Genomic DNA, 19018 nt, shown 5'->3' on the forward strand with positions numbered 1-19018 from the left:
GAATTCAATCCGACGACTCAATCAGTCATCTCAAAGAAACCCACAAAAAGGGGCTCAAAAGAGCACTACTAGCATGAACAATCACTAGCACACTGTTGAGTTCTCAAACAACACAATTCGTGTTTCCAGCCGTTGGGCGCAACCAACCCCACCACCAAAACCAGCGAGGGAGAAACACACCCAACCAGGGAGGCCCACTCTACCACAACCGCGGGAGCTTGGTTCGCCATCCCCCGCCGAGTAACCCGCCCCGACCCTTTCGGGCCCGGCCGGTCTCCCCGGCGACGAAAAGAAGATTACACCCCCCGAAAACCCCCTCGAACAGGGGGGTCCCTTAACGGCGTTTTCGCTGGTCATCCGGCATTCACACGCCAGAAACGACGAAGGCCACCGGTTCGCCCTCTCGACAAGGTCGACCGATGGCCTTCGAAGCGCGTTGGTTCAGGGGTGCACGCGGACACCCGCCATGTTCTTCTTGCCCCGTCGCACGATCAGCCAACGGCCGTGGAGGGCATCCGACGGTTCCGGCTTCCAGCCCTCGTCGGTGATCTTGACGTTGTTGACGTACGCGCCGCCCTCCTTGACGGTGCGACGCGCCGCGCCCTTGCTGTCGACGAGGCCAGCCGAGACGAGGAGGTCGATGATCGTCGGCCCCTCCGCACTACTCACCTCACCCGTCGGAACCTCCGCCATCGCGGCGTCCAACGTGGCCGCATCAAGCTCCCGAAGCTCACCGCGACCGAAGAGCGCCTGACTCGCGGCCACGACCTGCCGCGTCTGTTCGGGTCCATGCACGAGGTCGGTCAACTCCTGCGCGAGTCGCCGCTGCGCCTGCCGGGCCGCGGGACGTTCGCGCGTGGCCGTGTCGAGTTCGTCGATCTCTTCGGCATCGAGGAGGGTCAACAGCTTCAGACAGCGCACGACGTCGGCGTCCGGCAGATTGACGAAGTACTGGTACCAGGCGTACGGCGACGTCATCTCCGGGTCGAGCCACACGTTGCCGCCGCCGGTCGACTTGCCCAGCTTGCGGCCTTCCGAGTCGGTGATGAGAGGAGTCGTCAGGGCATGGACCTGCGCCCCGTGGGTCCGCCGGACGAGGTCGACGCCCGCCACGATGTTGCCCCACTGGTCGGAGCCCCCCACCTGCAGCCGCACTCCGTAACGCTCGAAGAGTTCGCGGTAGTCGGTCGCCTGCAACAGCATGTAGCTGAACTCGGTGTAGGAGATCCCTTCGCCTTCGAGACGGCGCTTCACCGTCTCCCGCGCCAACATCGTGTTGACGGAGAAGTGCTTGCCGACGTCGCGGAGGAACGTGGGCACGGTCATCGAACCGAGCCAGTCGAGGTTGTTCACCTCGATCGGCGGCACCTCCGGATGGTCGAAGTCCACGAAGCGGGCGAGTTGACCTCGCAGCCGGCCCGCCCACTCCCGCACCTGCTCCTCCGAATGCAGCGTGCGTTCACCGACGTCCCGCGGATCACCGATCAGTCCGGTGCCGCCACCGGCGAGCAGCACGGGCCGATGACCGGCGTTCTGGAACCGCCGCAGCATGAGCATCTGGACGAGGTGCCCGGCGTGCAAGCTGGGTGCCGTCGGGTCGAAGCCCGCATACACGGCGATCGGCCCCTCGGCCAGATCCCGCCGCAGGGCGTCGAGGTCGGTGGATTGCGCGATCAGACCGCGCCAGGACAGCTCGTCAAGGATGTGCTCGCTCACGGGCCCCATTGTCCCCCGCTTCCCGAGCTGCTCGGCCGTGGGGACGGTGCGGCCCCACAGGCCGAGACGTCGTCGACTGCTCGGCCGCCGCGAGTCAGCGGCGTGGGCGTGCCCGGCCTCCGCGACGGTAGGTGCTGACCGCGGGCGAGCCGTCGATCCAGAACCGCCACGGGACGTCCTTCGCGGCGGCCACACCGACCCGTGGACCCGAACGGATCCTTTCCGCGCCGACCGGATCGCCAGCCAGGAGCCGCACCGGGGAGTCGGGGTCGGTCAAATCGAGTCCGTTGTGGCCACGATCGAGGCCCAACATCGAGGTCAGCACCGCCGGGCCCTTGGCCACGAGCCCGCCACCGCGTGCCGTCGGACGCCGCGACCGGGCCAGTTCGCGGCCCTCGACGACCTCACCGGCACGGAGCAACACCGCTCCGGGCTCACCGTCCCGTAGACCGACGACGTTGGCGCAGAAATGCATGCCGTAGACGAAGTAGACGTAGAGGTGCCCGGCGGGCCCCCACATCACCTCGTTGCGCGGTGTCCGACCTCGGTAACAGTGGGACGCCGGGTCGTCCAGGCCCCGATACGCTTCCACCTCGACGAGCAGTACCCGGACGGTTCCCTGCTCACTGCGGGACTCCAGCTCGCAGCCCAACAGGCTCAACGCGAGGTCGACCGGGTCGAGGGCGAGATCCTCCCGCCTGACGACCCGTCGCGTCACCACATCGTCCGTCACCGCACTCCCCTCGCCGACGTCGCCGCGACCCAGCGTAACGAGAAGCGCCGCCTAACGCTCTGCCCACGCACGCAGGTCGGACAGGCGGGCCTCCAGTCGCTCCTTCTGCTCGGCGACCCGCTCGGGTGCGGTCCCGCCGCGCGAATTACGGGAAGCCACCGAGCCCTGCACGCTGATCACCGACCGCACCTCGGGCGTCAGTACCGGGTGGATCGTGGCGAATTCCTCGTCCGTCAGTTCGTCGAGCCCCACGTCACGGCTCTCCGCCACCCGCACGCACTCGCCGGCCGCCTCGTGAGCACGCCGGAACGGGACTCCCTGCCGCACGAGCCACTCGGCGATGTCGGTCGCGAGCGTGAAACCGGCGGGAGCGAGTTCGGCGAGCCGGTCGGTGTGGAAGGTCAGCGTGCCGATCATCCCCCCCATCGCCGGCAGGAGGAGTTCGAGCTGGGCGACCGAGTCGAAAACCGGTTCCTTGTCTTCCTGGAGGTCCCGGTTGTAGGCGAGCGGCTGCGCCTTCAAGGTGGCCAACAGGCCGGTGAGATTGCCGATCAATCGCCCGGCCTTGCCACGGGCGAGCTCGGCGACGTCGGGGTTCTTCTTCTGCGGCATGATCGAGCTGCCGGTGGCCCACGCGTCGTCGAGGGTCACGTACCCGAACTCTGCCGTGTTCCAGATGATGACTTCCTCGGCGATACGGGAGAGGTTCACGCCGAGCATCGCGACGGCGAAGCAGAACTCGGCGGCGAAGTCACGCGACGCCGTCCCGTCGATCGAGTTGTCCACCGAGGTCGGAAAACCGAGTTCGTGGGCGACGGCCTCGGGATCCAGCCCCAGCGACGAACCGGCGAGCGCCCCGGAACCGTAGGGCGACTCGGCCGCGCGGTCGTCCCAGTCACGGAGCCTGCCGAGGTCGCGCAGGAGTGCCTGGGCATGAGCCAGGAGGTGGTGTGCGAGCAGCACCGGTTGGGCGTGCTGCAGGTGGGTGCGTCCGGGAAGCACCGCCTCGGGATGCCGAGTGGCCTGGTCGACCAGAGCCTGCACGACGTCGAGCGTCCCGGAGGTCACGCGGCGCGCCGCGTCCCGCAGCCACATGCGGAACAGCGTGGCGACCTGGTCGTTACGCGACCTGCCCGCACGGAGCTTCCCACCGAGTTCCTCACCGGCCCGCTCGATCAGGCCGCGTTCGAGCGCGGTGTGCACGTCCTCGTCGGCGATCGTCGGAGTGAAAGCCCCCGACTCCACGTCCTCGGCGAGCCGGTCGAGGGCCGCGAGCATGTCGGTCAGTTCCGTGTCCGTCAACAGACCGGCGCGGTGCAGCACCCGGGCGTGCGCCCGCGACCCCGCGATGTCGTACGGCGCCAGTCGCCAGTCGAAGTGCGTCGACGCCGACAAGGCCGCCATCGCCTCGGCCGGCCCACCGGCGAACCGGCCACCCCACAGCTTCATCGTGTCCCCTCCCGGTCTGCCCGGACATCGGTGGGGCCACCCCGCACGTCACGTGCCATGTGGCCCCACCGGCTTCCGTCGCGTCAGTTGTTCTTGTTCTGCTGCCGCTTGGCGGCGATCTTGCTGGGCAGGCCCCACAGCTGCACGAAGCCCTTCGCCAACGACTGGTCGAACGTGTCGCCCTCGTCGTAGGTGGCGAGGTTGAAGTCGTAGAGCGACTCCTCGCTCCGCCGGCCGGTGACCGTGGCCGTACCACCGTGCAGAACCATCCGGATGTCGCCGGTCACGTGCTCCTGCGCCTTGGCGATGAAGCCGTCCAGCGCCTCCTTCAGCGGCGAGAACCACAGGCCGTCGTAGACCAGCTCGCCCCAGCGCTGCTCGACCTGCCGCTTGAACCGGGCCAGGTCACGCTCGACCGTGACGTTCTCCAGCTCCTGGTGCGCCGTGATCAGGGCGATGGCACCGGGAGCCTCGTAGACCTCCCGGCTCTTGATGCCGACGAGCCGGTCCTCGACCATGTCGAGCCTGCCGATGCCGTGGGCTCCGGCCCGACGGTTCATCTCCTGGATCGCCTCCAGGACGGTGACCTGCTTGCCGTCGATCGCGACAGGGACGCCCTTCTCGAAGGTGATGACCACCTCGTCGGGAGCCTGGAAGTGGACCTTCGGGTCCTGCGTGTAGGAGTAGACCTCCTTCGGCGGCTCGTTCCAGAGGTCCTCCAGGATGCCGGTCTCGACCGCGCGTCCCCACACGTTCTGGTCGATGGAGAACGGCGACTTCTTCGTGACGTCGATCGGCAGGTTGCGCTCCTCGGCGTAGGCGATCGCCTTCTCGCGCGTCCAGGCGAAGTCGCGGACGGGAGCGATCACGTCGAGGTCGGGCGCCAGCGCACCGATACCCACCTCGAACCGCACCTGGTCGTTGCCCTTGCCCGTGCAGCCGTGGGCCACCGTGGTGGCGCCGTGGTACTTGGCAGCCTCGGCCAAGTGCTTGACGATCACCGGACGCGACAGGGCGGACACCAACGGATACCGGTCCATGTACAGCGCGTTCGCCTGCAGCGCCGGCAGGCAGTACTGCTCGGCGAACTCGTCGCGCGCGTCCGCCACCACCGCTTCGACGGCGCCGCAGTCGAGCGCGCGCTGCCGGATGGTCTCGAGGTCCTCACCACCCTGGCCGAGGTCCACGGCGACGGCCACCACCTCGGCGCCGGTCTCCTCGGCGATCCAGCCGATCGCCACGGAGGTGTCGAGCCCGCCCGAATACGCGAGCACCACCCGCTCAGTCATTGTCCTTCTCCTCAATCACGTTCGTGTCCGCGTTCGACGACCGCTGTGCCAAGGCGGTGAACCGTGCGGCCAGGTCCTTGCCCGACAACGGTTCCCTGGCGATCACCGCGATCGTGTCGTCGCCGGCGATGGAGCCGACGACCTCTTCCAGCGCTGCCCTGTCGATGGCGCTGGCCAAGAACTGCGCAGCGCCCGGCGGGGTGCGCAGCACCATGAGGTTGCCCGAGGCGTCCGCCGAGACCATGAACTCGGCCAGCAGCCTGGACAGCCGCGTCGTGCCTCCCTGCACGCCCTTCACGGGACTCCCGTCCTCGGGAATCACGTACACCGGAGCACCGGAATCGGCGCCCCTGAGCTTCACGGCACCCAATTCGTCGAGATCGCGCGACAGCGTGGCCTGGGTGACCTCGATGCCCTCCGCGGCCAACAGCTTCGCCAGTTCGGTCTGGCTGCGGATGGCCATCGTGGAGACCAGTTCGGTGATCCTGGCGTGCCGTCGGGCGCGGTTGATCCCGCCCGTCACCGGGGCCCGGTGGGACTGGGTCGTCATCGTCGCTCCTGCCGAATCAACCAGGACAGCAGGGCCTTCTGTGCGTGAAGGCGGTTCTCCGCCTCGTCCCACACCGCGCTGGCGGGTCCGTCGATCACCTCGTCGGTGATCTCCCAACCGCGATGCGCGGGCAGGTCGTGCAGCACGACGGTGTCCTTGCCGGTCTGGGCGAGCAGCTCCGCGTTCACCTGGTACGGCAGGAACGGAGTCCTGCGGTCCTTGCCGTCACCCTCCTGCCCCATGGACGTCCACGAGTCGGTTGTCACGACGTCGGCTCCGGCGACCGCCGCCCGTGGGTCGGTGAACACCGTGCCACTGCCCCCGGTCTCCGCCGCTCGCTTGGCGACGAGGTCGAGCACCCACGGCAGCGGGTGGAAGCCCTCCGGTGCGGCGATCCGCACGTGCATGCCTGCCGTGACGCCGCCCAACAGCAGCGAGTGCGCCATGTTGTTGGCGCCGTCGCCGAGGTAGGTCAGCGTCAGACCCGCGAGCGTGCCCTTGCGCTCCCGGATCGTGAGGAGGTCGGCGAGGATCTGGCACGGGTGGAACTCGTCGGTCAGGGCGTTCACCACCGGGACGGTGGACGCCGCCGCGAACTCCTCGATGCGCTCCTGTCCGAACGTCCTCCACACGACGAGGTCGGTGTAGCGAGAGAGCACCCGAGCGGTGTCGCCGATCGTCTCCTCGCGGCCCAACTGCATCGTGCGGCCGTCGACGACGACGGCGTGACCTCCGAGCTGGGTGATTCCCACTTCGAAGGAGAACCGGGTCCGCGTGGAGTTCTTCTCGAAGATGACCGCTACGGACTTCGGTCCGGCCAGGACGTCGTCGTAGGGCTGCTCCTTGTACCGGGCGGCGAGGTCGAGCACCTCGGCCTGCTCGGCGGGGGTCAGCTCGTCGTCGCGGAGAAAGTGGCGTGGCATGGGTCAAACGTCCTTCGGTGTGGCGGCGTCGAGCGCCTTGGGCAGGGCCGCGAGCAGGGCCTCCACCTGCTCCCGGCTGACGATCAGCGGAGGCGCGAGCCGGATGACGTCGGGCTTGACGGGGTTCACGAGGAAGCCCGCGTCGCGCAGCGCGGACGCGACCGCCGACGCCACGGGGTGGGTGAGGACGATCCCGAGCAGCAGGCCCGCCCCGCGGACGACGTCGACGAGCGGGTGGGCGAGATCGATCACGCCCGCCGCGAGCTCTTCCCCACGGGCCGTGGTGTGGTCGAGCAGACCGTCGGCGTCGATGGTGTTCAACACGGCGAGTCCCGCGGCGCAGCACACGGGATTGCCCCCGAACGTCGTCCCGTGCTGTCCCGGCTCGAAGAACGTCGCGGCCTCGCCGAACGCCAGACACGCACCCAGGGGCAGCCCACCGCCGAGCCCCTTCGCCAGCGTCACCACGTCCGGCTGAATGCCCGCTCGCTGGTAGCCGAACCAACTGCCGAGCCTGCCGATGCCCGTCTGCACCTCGTCCACCACGAGCAGGGCGCCGTTGCGACTGGTGATCTCCCGGGCCGCCTTCAGGTAGTCGTCATCGGGCACCACCACGCCGTTCTCGCCCTGGACGGGCTCGACCACGAACGCCGCCGTGTCGGCGTCGATCGCTGCATCGAGCGCCTCCACGTCGCCGTACGGCACGTGCCGGACACCGGGGACCAGCGGTTCGAACGGCTCCCGCTTGGCGGGTTGACCCGTCAACGCCAACGCGCCCATCGTGCGGCCGTGGAAGCCTCCCTCGGTGGCGACGACCGACGTCCGGCCGGTCCGCCGCGCCAGTTTGAACGCGGCCTCGATCGCCTCGGCTCCGGAGTTGCAGAACAACACCTTGCCGTCGTTCACGCCCGACAGCCGCAGCAGCCGCTCGGCCAGGGCCAACGACGGCTCGTTGGTGAAGAGGTTCGACGTGTGACCGATGGTGGAGATCTGCTTCGTCACCGCCGACACCACGGCGGGATGGGCGTGCCCCAGCGCGTTCACCGCGATGCCCGTGACGAAGTCGACGTACTCGCGTCCGTCGGCGTCCCACACCACCGCACCGTCACCGCGAACGAGGTTCAGCTCCGGGACGCCGTAGTTGTTCATCATCGCGGCCCGCCAACGGGCCTGCGCCTGCTCATTCGACATCGTCATCCCCCTTGCCGGGCAGGACCATGGTTCCGACTCCGGCCGACGTGAAGACCTCCAGCAAGACCGAGTGCGCGAGCCTTCCGTCGATCACGTGTGCGCGGCGCACTCCACCCCGGATGGCCCGCAGGCACGCCTCCATCTTCGGGATCATCCCGCTCGCGAGACTCGGCAGAAGCTTCTCGAGCTCGTCGGCGTCGATGCGGTTCACCAACGACGAACGGTCGGGCCAGTTCGCATACAAGCCCTCCACGTCGGTGAGCACCACCAGCTTCTCGGCCTGCAGCGCCGCCGCGAGCGCCCCCGCCGCGGTGTCGGCGTTGACGTTGTGCACGACTCCGTCCGCATCGGGCGCCACCGTGGACACGACCGGGATCCGACCCGCGTTGACGATGTCGAGGACAGCCTCGGGATTCACACCGACGACGTCCCCGACCAGTCCGATGTCGACGGACTCTCCATCCACTGTGGCCTTCTTGCGCTCGGCAGTGAAGAGCCGAGCGTCCTCGCCCGAGATGCCGACCGCGTACGGCCCGTGCGCGTTGATCAGACCGACCAGCTCGCGACTCACCTGGCCGACGAGAACCATACGGACCACGTCCATGGTCTCGGGCGTCGTGACCCGCAGCCCGCCCCGGAACTCGCCTTCGATGCCGAGGCGAGTCAACATGGCGTTGATCTGCGGTCCACCACCGTGCACGACCACCGGGCGCAGCCCGGCCAGGCGGAGGAACACCATGTCCTCGGCGAACGCGCGCTTCAGGTCGTCGTCGATCATCGCGTTGCCGCCGTACTTCACGACGACGGTCGCGCCGTGGAACCGCTGCAGCCACGGCAGAGCCTCGACGAGGACTCCGGCCTTCTGCGCGGCCGTGGCGAGACGTTCGTCTGCGGGAACGAGGGAGGGTTCGTCGGTCATGTCGAGTACGCCGAGTTCTCGTGCACGTACGCGTGCGTCAGGTCGTTGGTCCAGATGGTCGCCGACTCCTCGCCTGCCTTGAGATTCACGGTCACCGTGACCTCACGGTTCGACAGATCGACGGCGTCACGCGGTTCGCCGGGTCCGCCGTCGCGGCAGATCCACACCCCGTTGAAGGCAACGTCGAGCGCCGCCGGGTCGAAGGTCGCGTCGGTGGTCCCGGCCGCGGCGAGGATGCGACCCCAGTTCGGGTCCTTGCCGAAGACCGCGGTCTTGAACAGGTTGCTACGGGCGATGGCCCGTCCCACGGCGAGCGCGTCGTCCTCCGTGGCCGCGTTGACCACGTCGATCGTGATGTCGTGCTCGGAGCCCTCCGCGTCGCTCAGGAGCTGCTGGGCGAGGTCGTGGCACGCCTCGGTGAGGAGCAAGGTGAATTCCTCCGTGTCCGGAGTCGTGCCAGACGCACCGCTGCACATCAACAACACCGTGTCGTTCGTCGACATGCAGCCGTCGGAATCGAGCCGATCGAACGTCGCGCGGGTGGCCGCCCGCAGCGCCCGGTCGGCCGTCTCGGCGTCGACGGCCGCGTCGGTGGTCACCACGACAAGCATCGTCGCGAGGGCGGGAGCGAGCATGCCCGCACCCTTGGCCATGCCGCCGATCGTGTAGCCCTGTCCCTGGCGCACCACCTGCTTGCTCCGGGTGTCGGTGGTCATGATGGCTTCCGCGGCTGCGGGCCCACCGTCAGCCGCGAGCGCGTCCGCCGCAGCCTCGATCCCGCCGGTCAGCGCGTCCCGGTCGAGTTGCTCACCGATCAGGCCTGTGGAGCACACGACGACGTCGACGGCCCCGACACCCAGTCGCTGCGCCACCAGCTCGGCGGAGGCGTGCGTGGTCTGAAACCCGATCGGGCCCGTGTAGCAGTTGGCGCCTCCCGAATTGAGGACGACCGCCTTCGCACGACGGTCCGCCATCACCTGCTCGCTCCAGAGCACCGGATTGGCCTTGCACCGGTTGGTGGTGAACACGGCCGCCGCAACGTCCGAGGGGCCGTCGTTGACCACAAGCGCGACGTCGCGTTTGCCGCTGGCCTTGAGACCCGCCGTGACGCCGGCGGCACGGAAACCCTTGGGCGCGGTGACGCTCATACGTCTGCCTCCGCCCGCGTCGGAGCGAACATCATGGTGCGACTCCCGTCGTCGGCAGCCCAGTGGTCTCCGGAAGACCGAGGGCGATGTTCATGGACTGCACGGCCCCACCGGCCGTGCCCTTGGTGAGGTTGTCGATCGCGCAGACGACCACGAGGCGACCGGCGTCCGAGTCGACCGCGACCTGCAGGTGGACCATGTTCGAACCGAGCGTGGCTGCCGTCGTCGGCCACGCCCCATCCGGCAGGAGAGACACGAACGGCTCCCCGTCGTAGGCCTTCTCGTACACGTCACGGACCGCGTCCGGCGTCGTGTCCTTCGCCAGCGGCGCACTGGCCGTGGTGAGGATGCCACGCGGCATCGGCGCGAGCACCGGGGTGAACGACACCGTCACCGCGCGTCCGGCCGCAGCGCTGAGGTTCTGCACGAACTCGGGCGTGTGCCGGTGCGCCCCACCGACGCCGTACGCACTCGCCGACCCCATGACCTCGGAACCGAGCAGGTGCGGCTTCAGGCTCCTCCCCGCGCCCGACGTTCCGGTCACCGACACGATGGTCACCTCGGGGTCGACCAGTCCCGCGGCCAATGCCGGCGCAAGCGCAAGCGAACCTCCGGTCGGGAAGCATCCCGGTACCGCGACACGACGGGTGTTCCGCAGCCGCTCCCGCGCCCCGGGCAGTTCCGGAAGGCCGTAGGGCCACGTCCCGGCGTGGTCGCTGCCGTACCACCGTTGCCAGGCAGCGGAGTCCGACAGTCGATGGTCGGCGCCCATGTCGATGACAAGAGTGTCGGCGCCGAGCTGAGCGGCGAGGCCCCCGGAATGACCGTGAGGCAGAGCGAGAAACACCACGTCGTGGCCCGACAGCGTGTCGGCCGTGGTCTCCTGGACGAGGCGGTCACGCAGCGGACCGAGATGTGCCTGGTGCTGCCCCAGCAGCGTGCCGGCGCTACTCGCCGCCGTCAGCGCACCGATCTCGACCTCCGGGTGCGCGAGCAGGAGGCGCAACACCTCTCCACCCGCGTAGCCGGTCGCGCCGGCCACCGCTACCTTCACCGCCATACGAATGATTATGCATGACTATGCAAGACCAAACACAACCGGGGGGCTGTCACGGTACGTGATTCGCACATATGTTCGACTCTAGCGACCGTTCCGTCTCTTCACAGTTCCCGGATCGGGTGACACTTATGCGTGTTGGATGCGATCCGGGCTAATGGGCGAAAGACAAGAAGCGGGGAGTCACCGGCCGCTGAGCGTCGGATACGTCGCCGACGCGCCGAAGAGAGCACCCTATGACAGGTACGAACGCCGCGCACAGCGCCGGTGACAACGACCAGCACGACGCTGCATGCGGACGGCGAAGCTCACCCAGGCCGGTCAGACGGAAAAGCGGTGGCCCGGCCTCGTACCGAACCACCGCTCACAGGATGACGTGGCCGCCCGCATCGTCACGGACGGCCACGTACGTCACCCACGAAGAACGGCGCCGAAGCGCTCCCCAGCGAGAGCCACGGCGGCGTCACGCGCCTTCGTGGCCTCCTCGCCGGTCAGAGTGCGATCGGGGGCGCGGAACCGCAGCTTGTACGCCAGCGACCGCTTGCCCTCCTCGATCTGCTCCCCCTCGTAGAGGTCGAACAGAGACACGTCCTCCACCAGTTCTCCCGCACCCTCTCGCAGAGCGTCCGCGAGAGCCGCCGCGGGCACGTCGGCGTCGACGACGAACGCCACGTCGAGCAACACCGGCGGGAAGGACGAGATGGCGGGCGCAGGCCGACGGTCCACCACCGGCACCGCGTCCAAATCGAGCTCCATCACCGCGGTCCGCTTCGGCAGACCCAGCTTCTCGACGACCTTGGGGTGCAGCTCACCGGCGTACCCGACGGTGCGGCCGTCGACCGACAGGCGAGCACACCGACCCGGATGCCACGGCATGACCTCGGCCGACTCGATGTCGAGCTGCACGCCCGACACCTCACCGACGATCCGCGCAGCCTGAACGGCGTCGGCCCAGGACGCCTGCTCCCCGGAGCCCCACCAACCGGACCGCCGACGCTCGCCCGCCAGCACGACCGCCACGTGCTGCGGCTGGTGTGGAACGGCCTGTTCGAGCGCGGCGAGCTCCTCGTCGGAAGGACGCTGCTCCACGCCGGGGTCGGGCGCACCCACCTGGTCGGGTCCCGGGAGAACGACCTGACCCAGGTGGAACAGCGCGACGTCCCGAGCGCCACGGGCCACGTTGCGCTGCAATGTCTCCAGCAGCCCCGGCACGAGGCTCGTGGTGAGTTGGTTCCGATCGGTCTCCAACGGATTGAGCACCGGAACCGTGCGGCGACGTGGGTCGTCCTCGGCCAGACCGAAGTCGTCCCACACACTCGCGGAGACGAACGGGAACGGAAGGACCTCGACGTAACCGGCCTCGGCCAGCGCACGTGCGACCGAACGGCGACGCCGCTGCTCCGGCGTCAGTCCCCGACCGGCGGGCGCTGCCGGGAGGACCGACGGAATCAGGTCGTATCCCTCAAGACGCAGCACCTCCTCGACGAGGTCCGCGGGCTGCGCGAGATCACCACGCCAGCTCGGCGGGATCGCGGTGACCACGGCCGTGCCGTCCTCGCCGGTACCCACCGACACCTTGCACCCGATCTGCGTGAGCCGTCGCACCGTGACCCCACGCTCGAACTGCACGCCGGCCACCCGGTCCGGCAGGCTGATCGGCATCGTGATCGGTTCGGCGGGCCGGACCTCGCCCTCGTCGGTGCGCCCCGGACGGATGCTGCCGTCGCCGTACTGGCGCAGCAGGCGCGCCGCGACCTCCACCGCGACCGCGCACAGCTCCGGATCGGTGAACCGCTCGAACCGGCGCGCCGCCTCGGAGAACAGGTTGTGCCTACGCGCCGTCCGGCTGATGGAGCCCGGGTCCCAGTGCGCCGCCTCCAGCAGCACGTCGGTGCTGTCGTCGCGGATCTCCGTGCTGGCGCCACCCATAGTGCCCGCCAACGAGATCACGCCGCTGTCGTCGGCGATCACCACGTCGTCCGGGTCGAGCGTGCGTTCGACCTCGTCCAGCGTCGTCAACGTCTCGCCGGGCTGAGCGCGGCGCACCACGAGGTCGCCCTTCAGCGCCGCCGTGTCGAAGGCGTGCAGCGGGTGACCGAGCTCCAACATCACGTAGTTCGTGACGTCCACGGCGAGCGAGATCGGGCGCATCCCGGCCAGCAACAGCCGCCGCTGCATCCACCACGGGGTGGGCGCACCCGCGTCGAGGTTGGTGACCCGACGCAGCACGAACCGACTGCAGCCCTGCGGGTCCTCGATCCGCACCGGCCACGCGTCGCCCTCACCCTCCGGGACGTCCACGTGGGCCGGGTCGCCGTAGGGGACATCGAACACGCACGCCAACTCGCGGGCGAGACCCCGCACCGACAGCGCGTGGCCGAAGTCGGGCGTGGGAGTCAGCTCGAACACCACGTCGGCGATGTCGAGCACCTCGCGCGCGTCGTCGCCGGGGCTGGCCGTGCCCGACGGGAGAACGAGAATCCCGGCGTGGTCCTCCCCGATGCCGAGTTCGCGGGCCGAGCAGATCATGCCCTCGCTGACGTGCCCGTACGTCTTGCGCGCCGAGATCGCGAACCCGCCCGGGAGCACCGCTCCGGGGAGAGCGACGACGACCAGGTCGCCCTCGACGAAGTTCCGGGCACCGCAGATGATGCCGTTCGTCGGCGGCTTCGTGGGATCGATCTCCTCGCCGTCCTCGACGTCCGCGGACTCGCCCACGTCGACCCGGCAGTAACGGATCGGCTTCTTGAACCCGGTCAGTTCCTCGATCTCGACGACCCGGCCGATGACGAGCGGGCCCGTGATCTCACCGACCGTTTCGACACCCTCGACCTCGATGCCGAGCTTCACGAAGGCGTTGGCGATGTCGTCGTTGGTGACGTCCTCGCTGAGTTCCAGGTGTTCCCTGAGCCAGCTGGCGGGGACCTTCATTCACGCCTCCGTTCCGAAGGGGAGGGTGAACCTCACATCCCCTTCCACCATGTCGCGCATGTCCGGAATGCCGTTGCGGAACATGAGGGTGCGCTCCAGCCCCATGCCGAAGGCGAAGCCCGAGTAGACCTCCGGGTCCACCCCGCACGCCCTGAGCACGTTGGGGTTGACCATGCCGCAACCACCCCACTCGACCCAGCCGGGACCGCCCTTCTTCTCCGGGAACCACACGTCCACCTCGGCCGACGGCTCGGTGAACGGGAAGAAGTGAGGACGGAACCGGGTGCCGGACTCCTCGCCGAACATCGCCTTGGCGAACGCGTCGAGCGTGCCGCGCAGGTGGGCCATCGTGAGGCCCTTGTCGACGGCGAGACCCTCGACCTGGTGGAACACCGGCGTGTGGGTCGCGTCGAGTTCGTCGGTCCGGAACGTCCGACCAGGACAGACGATGTACACCGGAAGGTCACGGTGCAGCAGAGCACGCGCCTGCACCGGCGACGTGTGCGTGCGCAGGACCAGGTTCGAGCCCTCGGGCCCCGCGTAGAACGTGTCGGCCATCCGGCGCGCAGGGTGGTCCTTGCCGAAGTTCAACGCGTCGAAGTTGAACCACTCGGCTTCGAGCTCGGGCCCCTCGGCCACCTCGTAACCCATGGCGACGAACACGTCGGCGACGCGCTCGGCGATCGTGCTGACCGGATGGCGCGCACCGCGCGGAACCCGATCCCAGGGCAGCGTGACGTCGACTGCTTCCTCACGCAGCACGCGCTCGTCCCGCTCGGCCTGGAGCACCGCACGACGTTCCTCGAACGCCGCCTGCACTTCCTGGCGAGCCCGGTTGACGAGCTTGCCTGCCTCGGACTTGCGCTCCTTCGGGAGCGATCCGATGGCCCGGCGCGCGAGCGACAACGGGGCCTGGTCGCCGAAGTGCGCGGGCTTCACCGCGGCCAACGCGTCCAGGTCCGCGGCCTCCGCGAACTCCTTCTTCGCCGCGTCGACGGCCGCCCTCAACGTCTCGGGCGCGACCCTGTCGGTCGACTCCGGCTCCTGCTTATCCACGGCTTCGGACATAGCTCCTCGAACGTCCGCTCCACGTTGAAAGGGCTGTACGCGAGCGTGAGCGCACGTCAGCGGTACACACGGGATTCTAAGTGAGCGCTACGGGCCGCCCTCGGTCACCCTCCGTCAGGAGCGGTGGCGAACGGCACTGGCGTAGAGGCAGACCGCCGCAGCCGTGGCGAGGTTCAGACTCTCCGCCTTGCCGTACAAGGGAACCCGCACCGCGGTGTCGGTTCTCGCGAGCACGTCGTCGCTCAAACCGTGCGCCTCGTTGCCGAACAGCCACGCCGTCGGACGGTCCAACACCGCCGTCGTGGTCAGATCGGCCTCGGCGTAACCGTGCGCGGCGACCGTCGTCAGTCCGGCGCGCCCGCACGCCTCCAGCACTCGGTCGACGTCCGGCTCGGCGACCACGGGCAGATGGAACAGGCTCCCGGTGGAGGCGCGCACGCACTTGCCGTTGTGCACGTCCACACACCGCCCCGCGAAGACGACCGCGTCGGCACCGGCTGCGTCGGCCACTCGCAGCACCGTGCCCGCGTTGCCCGGGTCGGCGATGTCCACCAGCACGGCCACGAGCCGAGGCTTGAGTCCCAACGCGGCGTCGAGGTCGACCGTGACCGTGTCGCACACCGCGACGATGCCCTGCGGAGTGACCGTCTCGGACAGCAACTCCGCCGCACGGGCGTTGACGCGCGAGACCTTCGGCGCCTCGGCGACGAGCTCGGGATGCCGCCGAGCCGCCTCGTCGGTGACGAACACCTCGTGCACCCGGCCGTGGCGCAGAGCCTCCCTCACCGCCTGTGCACCCTCGGCGAGGAAGCGACCTGTCTCCGCGCGAGCCGAGCGCCGCGTCAACCGGCGCGCAGCAACGACCCGGGGCGTCCTCTGGGTGAACGGGACATCCCCGGGTCGTTGATGCTTGGTGCTCAGGCCGACTTCTTCACGTCGGCGGGCAGGTTCTGCTTCGCCAGCTCGGCGAGCGAGGCGAACGCGGGCGCGTCGTTCACGGCGATGTCCGCGAGCACCTTGCGGTCGACCTCGACACCAGCGGCCTTCAGGCCCTGGATGAAGCGGTTGTAGGTGACGCCGTTCTGGCGAGCAGCCGCGTTGATCCGGGTGATCCACAGCTGGCGGAAGTCACCCTTGCGGGCGCGGCGGTCGCGGTAGGCGTAGTTGAGCGAGTGGAGCGTCTGCTCCTTGGCCTTGCGGTACAGGCGCGAGCGCTGACCGCGGTAACCGCTGGCCAGCTCGAGAGTTGCGCGACGCTTCTTCTGGGCGTTGACCGCCCGCTTGACGCGTGCCACGGGTCCATCCTGTCGTGTCGGGGGGCGCACTTCGAGCGCCCCGGGTGGTTACGGAGGAGCTGGAATCAGCGGCCGAGCAGCCGCTTCACGCGGCGCACGTCCTGGGCGGCGACCTCGGTGGTGCCTTCGAGTCGGCGGGTGAGCCTGCTCGACTTCCGCTCCATCAGGTGCCTGCGGCCGGCCTGCTGGCGCCGGATCTTGCCGCTGCCCGTCACTCGGACGCGCTTCGACATCCCGCTGTGGGACTTGTTCTTCGGCATTCTTACCTCTTTCATACGACAGCACACCGATCACCGGTGTGCTGCTGCGTGGTGGCGGTACTGCCGGCGACCGGCGAGCGGACCGTCTGCCGCCCGTCGTCGCGGGCGGCAGTCCGTCACGACTCGTCGCTGCCCGCGTCCTTCGTCGCCTTCGACTTCGCCTTGGCGTTCTTGTGCGGCGCCAGAACCATGATCATGTTACGGCCGTCCTGCTTCGGCTTCGACTCGACGAAACCCAGCTCGGACACGTCGTCCGCGAGACGCTGCAGCAGGCGGAACCCGAGCTCCGGCCTCGACTGCTCACGCCCACGGAACATGATCGTCACCTTGACCTTGTTACCCGCCTCGAGGAAGCGGGACACGTGGCCCTTCTTCGTCGCGTAGTCGTGCGGGTCGATCTTGGGACGCAGCTTCTGTTCCTTGATGACGGTGAGCTGCTGGTTGCGGCGGGACTCACGGGCCTTCTGAGCACTCTCGTACTTGAACTTGCCGTAGTCCATGAGCTTCGCCACCGGCGGGCGTGCCTGCGGGGCGACCTCCACGAGATCGAGGTCTGCCTCCTGGGCGAGCCTCAGCGCGTCCTCGATACGGACGATGCCGACCTGCTCACCGTTCGGTCCCACGAGGCGAACCTCGGGAACACGGATGCGCTCGTTGATGCGCGTCTCGGAGCTGATGGGGCCTCCTTGGTCCAAGTGCCGGTCATTCTGCTGTCTCGACCTGGTGCCCACATACCACAGGCCCCGACACTCGTACACGTGTGCGGGGCCCTCATTCCGATCAGTGTCCCCGACGGGACACTTCGCGCGACCGTGGTGGCGTCGAAGCCACTCGCAGTCGCGTGACCGGACCCGGCCGCCTGGGACGGCGACTCGGGTGGGAGCGGGGCTCCACTTGCGGCCCCCGATGCCTCGGAGGCTGGTCGCACGTGGAATCGTACCAGACGTGCAAGACGAGTCTTACAACGCTTCCGAGCCCGGTCAGGATTCCCCGGAAGCCACCGAACCGCAGGAAACCGAGAACGTCCGCGAGCTGAGCGCGATCCCCAGCGTGGAGGTGATCAGCCGGGCGGCCGTCATGCTCATGTCCGCAGCCGCCGAACGGCTCGGACTCGCCGACGACGACCCCGACGCGAGCCCGTTGCGCGACCTCGACGAGGCGCGACGCCTCATCACGGCGCTGGCAGGGCTGGTCACCGCCTCCGGCGAGTACCTCGGCCTGCACGCGGCTCCACTGCGCGACGGCCTGCAATCGCTGCAGAAGGCGTTCCGCGAGGCGTCGGCCGTTCCCGACGCGCCCGGTCAGGGACCGGGCGAGAAGTACACGGGTCCCGTGTACTGACGGCTGTCCGTCAGACGAGAACCGCGAGCGCGTCGATCTCGACGAGCAGCTTCCCGGGCAGGCCCACGTACACCGTGGTCCTCGCCGGGTACGGCTCGGACACGAGCGCGTTGTACGTCTCGTTGAATTCGGCGAAGTGCGCGGTGTCGGTGAGATAGGCGCGCATCATGACGACGTCGTCGAGGTCGGCTCCCGCGGCACGCAGCACGGCCCGCAGGTTGGCGAACACCTGCCGGGTCTGACCGGCCACGCCGCCCGCGACGGCCTCCCCGGTCGCGGGGTCGACACCGACCTGCCCGGCCACCTGCAGGATGTTGCCCTTGCGGACGGCCTGCGAGTACGCCGCCACCGGCGCGGGCGCCTCACTCGTGCTGATCGCCTCTCGACGCGAAGTGCTCATCGTCTCGTCGCACCCTTCCTGCCGAACTAGGACGCCTCGGGCGATCGCCCGAGCCCGGACGCACCGGAGTCGACCGCGACGTAGCGGACCTCCGGTCGGCCCACCGTTCCGTAGTGCGGGTGTCGGCGAGCCACTCCGTGATCGGCAAGGTACTCGAGATAGCGGCGCGCCGTGACCCGGGCGACGCCGGTGGCCTCCGCGACCGTGGCTGCCGAGACCCCTTCCCCCGACTCGACGAGGACGGCGGTCACCGCGTCGAGCGTCGCCGTGCTCATTCCCTTCGGCGGCGTGGCCTGGCCCGGCGAGCGCAGTGTCGCGAGGACGTGGTCGATGTCCGCCTGTCCCTTCGCCTGTCCCGGACTGGCCACCCGTTCGCGGAAGCGAGCGTAGCTGTCGAGCCGCTCCCGTAGAGCCGCGAACGTGAACGGCTTCAGCAGGTACTGCACCACCCCCGCCGACACCGCGCCACGTACCACCGACAGCTCGCGCGCCGAGGTCACCGCGATCACGTCGATCGGTGCGCCCGTGGCCCGCAGAGCGCGACACACGGCGAGGCCGTGCGTGTCGGGCAGGTAGAAGTCGAGCAAAACGAGGTCGACCCGGTGCCGCCGGCAGAATCGCACGGCCGCTCCTCCCGAGTGCACGACTCCCGCGACGGCGAAACCCGGAACGCGTTCGACGAACGCACGATGCGCGTCGGCTGCCACGGGATCGTCCTCGACCACCAGCACACTGATCATCAGACGCC

19 protein-coding genes are annotated in these 19018 nt (G+C 68.9%); 1 reads left to right on the forward strand and 18 read right to left on the reverse strand.

Annotation, left to right across the window (positions count from 1 at the left end):
• Positions 1-441 precede the first annotated feature (441 nt).
• From tyrS to infC, 16 genes are all read right to left on the reverse strand, one after another.
• Entirely contained in the window at positions 442-1716 is a 1275-nt protein-coding gene (gene tyrS, locus JAV51_RS15610) for a tyrosine--tRNA ligase (RefSeq protein WP_197321468.1), read from the reverse strand.
• Positions 1717-1810: 94 nt separating this feature from the next.
• Complete coding sequence (locus JAV51_RS15615; protein WP_197321469.1) at positions 1811-2449, reverse strand: DNA-3-methyladenine glycosylase; 639 nt, start codon at positions 2447-2449, stop codon at positions 1811-1813.
• A gap of 51 nt (positions 2450-2500) precedes the next feature.
• Positions 2501-3898, reverse strand: a complete 1398-nt coding sequence (gene argH / locus JAV51_RS15620) for an argininosuccinate lyase (RefSeq protein ID WP_197321470.1) — start codon at positions 3896-3898, stop codon at positions 2501-2503.
• A gap of 83 nt (positions 3899-3981) precedes the next feature.
• On the reverse strand, positions 3982-5187 hold the full coding sequence (locus JAV51_RS15625; RefSeq protein ID WP_197321471.1) for an argininosuccinate synthase: 1206 nt from the start codon (positions 5185-5187) through the stop codon (positions 3982-3984).
• On the reverse strand, positions 5180-5737 hold the full coding sequence (locus JAV51_RS15630; RefSeq protein ID WP_197321472.1) for an arginine repressor: 558 nt from the start codon (positions 5735-5737) through the stop codon (positions 5180-5182). Before JAV51_RS15630 ends, JAV51_RS15625 begins: the two co-directional genes overlap by 8 nt.
• Positions 5734-6660 (reverse strand): ornithine carbamoyltransferase, encoded by a 927-nt coding sequence (gene argF, locus JAV51_RS15635; protein WP_197321473.1) that lies wholly within the window; start codon positions 6658-6660, stop codon positions 5734-5736. The genes JAV51_RS15630 and argF overlap by 4 nt, the downstream gene beginning before the upstream one ends.
• 3 nt (positions 6661-6663) lie before the next feature.
• On the reverse strand, positions 6664-7851 hold the full coding sequence (locus JAV51_RS15640) for an acetylornithine transaminase (protein WP_197321474.1): 1188 nt from the start codon (positions 7849-7851) through the stop codon (positions 6664-6666).
• Complete coding sequence (gene argB, locus JAV51_RS15645; protein WP_197321475.1) at positions 7841-8770, reverse strand: acetylglutamate kinase; 930 nt, start codon at positions 8768-8770, stop codon at positions 7841-7843. The genes JAV51_RS15640 and argB overlap by 11 nt, the downstream gene beginning before the upstream one ends.
• On the reverse strand, positions 8767-9918 hold the full coding sequence (gene argJ, locus JAV51_RS15650) for a bifunctional glutamate N-acetyltransferase/amino-acid acetyltransferase ArgJ (protein ID WP_197321476.1): 1152 nt from the start codon (positions 9916-9918) through the stop codon (positions 8767-8769). Before argJ ends, argB begins: the two co-directional genes overlap by 4 nt.
• Positions 9919-9949: 31 nt before the next feature.
• Positions 9950-10978: an N-acetyl-gamma-glutamyl-phosphate reductase gene (gene argC, locus JAV51_RS15655; RefSeq protein ID WP_197321477.1), complete on the reverse strand. Its 1029-nt coding sequence runs from the start codon at positions 10976-10978 to the stop codon at positions 9950-9952.
• A 408-nt stretch (positions 10979-11386) separates the two neighbouring features.
• Positions 11387-13906 carry a phenylalanine--tRNA ligase subunit beta gene (gene pheT / locus JAV51_RS15660; protein ID WP_197321478.1) on the reverse strand — a complete coding sequence of 840 codons (2520 nt, stop codon included), beginning with the start codon at positions 13904-13906 and terminating at the stop codon, positions 11387-11389.
• A complete protein-coding gene (pheS, locus tag JAV51_RS15665; protein WP_197321479.1) occupies positions 13907-14974 on the reverse strand; it encodes a phenylalanine--tRNA ligase subunit alpha in 1068 nt (355 codons plus the stop codon).
• Positions 14975-15088: 114 nt separating this feature from the next.
• The gene (locus tag JAV51_RS15670; protein WP_197321587.1) at positions 15089-15895 is read right to left on the reverse strand and encodes an RNA methyltransferase; all 807 of its coding nucleotides are present in this window, start codon (positions 15893-15895) and stop codon (positions 15089-15091) included.
• Positions 15892-16269: a 50S ribosomal protein L20 gene (gene rplT, locus JAV51_RS15675; RefSeq protein ID WP_197321480.1), complete on the reverse strand. Its 378-nt coding sequence runs from the start codon at positions 16267-16269 to the stop codon at positions 15892-15894. The genes JAV51_RS15670 and rplT overlap by 4 nt, the downstream gene beginning before the upstream one ends.
• A 65-nt stretch (positions 16270-16334) precedes the next feature.
• On the reverse strand, positions 16335-16529 hold the full coding sequence (rpmI, locus tag JAV51_RS15680; protein ID WP_197321481.1) for a 50S ribosomal protein L35: 195 nt from the start codon (positions 16527-16529) through the stop codon (positions 16335-16337).
• Positions 16530-16645: 116 nt separating this feature from the next.
• Positions 16646-17224, reverse strand: a complete 579-nt coding sequence (infC, locus tag JAV51_RS15685) for a translation initiation factor IF-3 (RefSeq protein ID WP_197321482.1) — start codon at positions 17222-17224, stop codon at positions 16646-16648.
• Positions 17225-17474: 250 nt separating this feature from the next.
• Between infC and JAV51_RS15690 the strand changes: the two genes are divergently transcribed.
• Positions 17475-17870 carry a DUF1844 domain-containing protein gene (locus JAV51_RS15690; RefSeq protein ID WP_307845901.1) on the forward strand — a complete coding sequence of 132 codons (396 nt, stop codon included), beginning with the start codon at positions 17475-17477 and terminating at the stop codon, positions 17868-17870.
• A gap of 10 nt (positions 17871-17880) precedes the next feature.
• Here JAV51_RS15690 and JAV51_RS15695 read toward each other — a convergent pair whose 3' ends face one another.
• A complete protein-coding gene (locus JAV51_RS15695) occupies positions 17881-18270 on the reverse strand; it encodes a Rid family detoxifying hydrolase (protein ID WP_197321483.1) in 390 nt (129 codons plus the stop codon).
• 26 nt (positions 18271-18296) lie between these two features.
• Positions 18297-19010 (reverse strand): response regulator, encoded by a 714-nt coding sequence (locus JAV51_RS15700; protein ID WP_197321484.1) that lies wholly within the window; start codon positions 19008-19010, stop codon positions 18297-18299.
• Between the last annotated feature and the right edge of the window lie 8 nt (positions 19011-19018).

The organism is Saccharomonospora sp. NB11, assembly GCF_015910535.1.
Lineage (GTDB): Bacteria > Actinomycetota > Actinomycetes > Mycobacteriales > Pseudonocardiaceae > Saccharomonospora.

Bases quoted from the DNA above. Each gene is read 5' to 3' on its own strand.
- argH (WP_197321470.1), bottom strand. From the start codon at position 3,898: ATGAAGCTGTGGGGTGGCCGGTTCGCCGGTGGGCCGGCCGAGGCGATG.
- JAV51_RS15625 (WP_197321471.1), bottom strand. From the start codon at position 5,187: ATGACTGAGCGGGTGGTGCTCGCGTATTCGGGCGGGCTCGACACCTCC.
- JAV51_RS15630 (WP_197321472.1), bottom strand. From the start codon at position 5,737: ATGACGACCCAGTCCCACCGGGCCCCGGTGACGGGCGGGATCAACCGC.
- argF (WP_197321473.1), bottom strand. From the start codon at position 6,660: ATGCCACGCCACTTTCTCCGCGACGACGAGCTGACCCCCGCCGAGCAG.
- JAV51_RS15640 (WP_197321474.1), bottom strand. From the start codon at position 7,851: ATGTCGAATGAGCAGGCGCAGGCCCGTTGGCGGGCCGCGATGATGAAC.
- argB (WP_197321475.1), bottom strand. From the start codon at position 8,770: ATGACCGACGAACCCTCCCTCGTTCCCGCAGACGAACGTCTCGCCACG.
- argJ (WP_197321476.1), bottom strand. From the start codon at position 9,918: ATGAGCGTCACCGCGCCCAAGGGTTTCCGTGCCGCCGGCGTCACGGCG.
- argC (WP_197321477.1), bottom strand. From the start codon at position 10,978: ATGGCGGTGAAGGTAGCGGTGGCCGGCGCGACCGGCTACGCGGGTGGA.
- pheT (WP_197321478.1), bottom strand. From the start codon at position 13,906: ATGAAGGTCCCCGCCAGCTGGCTCAGGGAACACCTGGAACTCAGCGAG.
- pheS (WP_197321479.1), bottom strand. From the start codon at position 14,974: ATGTCCGAAGCCGTGGATAAGCAGGAGCCGGAGTCGACCGACAGGGTC.
- rpmI (WP_197321481.1), bottom strand. From the start codon at position 16,529: ATGCCGAAGAACAAGTCCCACAGCGGGATGTCGAAGCGCGTCCGAGTG.
- JAV51_RS15695 (WP_197321483.1), bottom strand. From the start codon at position 18,270: ATGAGCACTTCGCGTCGAGAGGCGATCAGCACGAGTGAGGCGCCCGCG.
- JAV51_RS15700 (WP_197321484.1), bottom strand. From the start codon at position 19,010: ATGATCAGTGTGCTGGTGGTCGAGGACGATCCCGTGGCAGCCGACGCG.